Annotated in this window: 3 protein-coding genes; 1 reads left to right on the top strand and 2 read right to left on the bottom strand. The window is 66.3% G+C overall.

The window, feature by feature from the left end:
• The coding region (locus Q4E95_RS07950) for an alpha-hydroxy-acid oxidizing protein (protein WP_303382793.1) at positions 1–165 on the top strand (165 nt) is incomplete at its 5' end.
• 152 nt (positions 166–317) lie between these two features.
• On the opposite strand, the gene Q4E95_RS07945 is transcribed toward Q4E95_RS07950, so the two are convergent.
• Both Q4E95_RS07945 and Q4E95_RS07940 read right to left on the bottom strand, forming a co-directional pair.
• Entirely contained in the window at positions 318–1,256 is a 939-nt protein-coding gene (locus Q4E95_RS07945; protein ID WP_303382789.1) for a neutral zinc metallopeptidase, read from the bottom strand.
• Positions 1,257–1,304: 48 nt separating this feature from the next.
• Positions 1,305–1,729, bottom strand: a 425-nt coding sequence (locus Q4E95_RS07940) for an energy-coupling factor transporter transmembrane component T (protein WP_303382788.1), incomplete at its 5' end; no start/stop codon positions are given.

Raw genomic sequence — 1,729 nt, 5'->3', positions numbered from 1 at the left:
GCGTACCTCTACGGACTGATGGCCGGGGGACAGCAGGGTGTGACCCGAGCAATCGAGCTCCTGGCGGCGCAGATCCGGACCACCATGCTGCTCATGGGCGCCGGTTGCATCGCGGATCTCGGCCCCCACTGCATGCGGGCGCCGTGGCTGCGTCGATCCGCGTGAAGTCTCAGGGGAGGAAACCGCAGCCGCGGAGCCTGAGGTGAGGAACCTGCACAAAATCAGCACCGATCCAGCATTTGCCTCCCCTGAGATTGCGACACTGCATTTTCCTCACATGAGACTGCGCGGCCCGCCACCGCCGCGGCCGAGACTGTCTAGCTCTGCAACCCCGCCGGTCGGTCCAGGTTGCGGGCGCTGAAGGTGTCGCACTGCTTGATGTCACCGGTCTGGTAGCCGGTGAGGAACCAGGCCTGGCGCTGTGCGGAGGAGCCGTGGGTGAAGGACTCGGGGTTGGCGCGGCCCTGTGTGGTTTCCTGGATCCGGTCGTCGCCAATGGCCTCGGCGGCGTTCAGCGCATCTGCCAGTTGCTCCTGGGTGATCGGTTCCAAGCTCACGCTGCCACCGGGCTGGGACGCGTGGTGGGCCCACATACCGGCGTAGCAATCGGCCTGCAGTTCCACGCGCACGGCACCGGAATCGGCACCCTGCGGGTCCTGCTGCGCAATGCCCAGGTTGCCCTGCAGGTTCTGGATGTGGTGGCCGACCTCGTGCGCCATCACGTACTCCTGCGCCAAAGCATTGGCACTGGCCCCGAAGCTTTCACGCATCTGGTCGAAGAATCCCACGTCCAGGTACACGGACGTGTCCGCCGGGCAATAGAACGGTCCCACGGCCGCCGATGCCTGACCACAACCGGACTGCTCCACACCCTCGTAAAGCATCACGCCGGGTTGCGTATAGCGTTCACCGGTGGCCTCCGGGTAGTAGGAACCCCAGAATTCATTGAGGGAGTTGACGGTCGCGATCTGGCGACAGTCATCGTAACGGTCGGCATCGGCACCGGTTTGGCAGCGTTCGGCCAGCTCTTGATCCTGTTCCGCCACGCTGGTGATCGACCCCTGCTGCTGTTGTTGCTGGCCTCCGCCGGTCACCATGTCGATACCGTCCTGACCGAACAGCAATCCGGCCACGACCAGCACGATGATGCCGCCCAGGCCACCACCGACCGCCACACCACGTCCACCGCGACCACCGCGCCCGCCGCCGGACCCCACCTGCGACGTGTCCAGCCGCGAATTGTCATTGAAACTCATGAGCGAAGCATAAGTCGTACCCGTGCGTTTCGGGTCCCGTGGCGCGGGCTAATCCAACCCGCGGGCCGCGAGCGCCTCACCGGTCTGGTGGGCGTAGTGCACCGTGGCAATGGTTGCCGGGGTGACCAGACGCACGGGGTTGGCCCGGATGGTGCGGGCGGTGGCGGCGTCGCGCAGTTCGCCCAGGCACCCGAAGAGCCACGGGACGGAGCGGATCATGAGCGATACCGCCAGCCCGATGCGTTCGGTGTTGACCCCGCACCACGAGAGCGGGGTGCACAGCCATACCAGGCCGTCGATGAGTCGGGGCAGCGGCGTGGTGCTGATGAGCAGTCGGGACAGGCTCACCACCGCGAGCAAGGACAGCACGATGGACGCCGCCCGAGCCGGCCCGTTGAAGATCAGGTGGTAGCCGCCCAGCAGGAGCACCAGGAACAGCAGCGGCCGCAACGACGCCGCCCACCGGTGCAGTC

It is taken from the genome of Kocuria sp. (genome assembly GCF_030536815.1).
Lineage (GTDB): Bacteria > Actinomycetota > Actinomycetes > Actinomycetales > Micrococcaceae > Kocuria > Kocuria gwangalliensis.
This window is presented reverse-complemented; position numbering and strand designations above follow the sequence as displayed.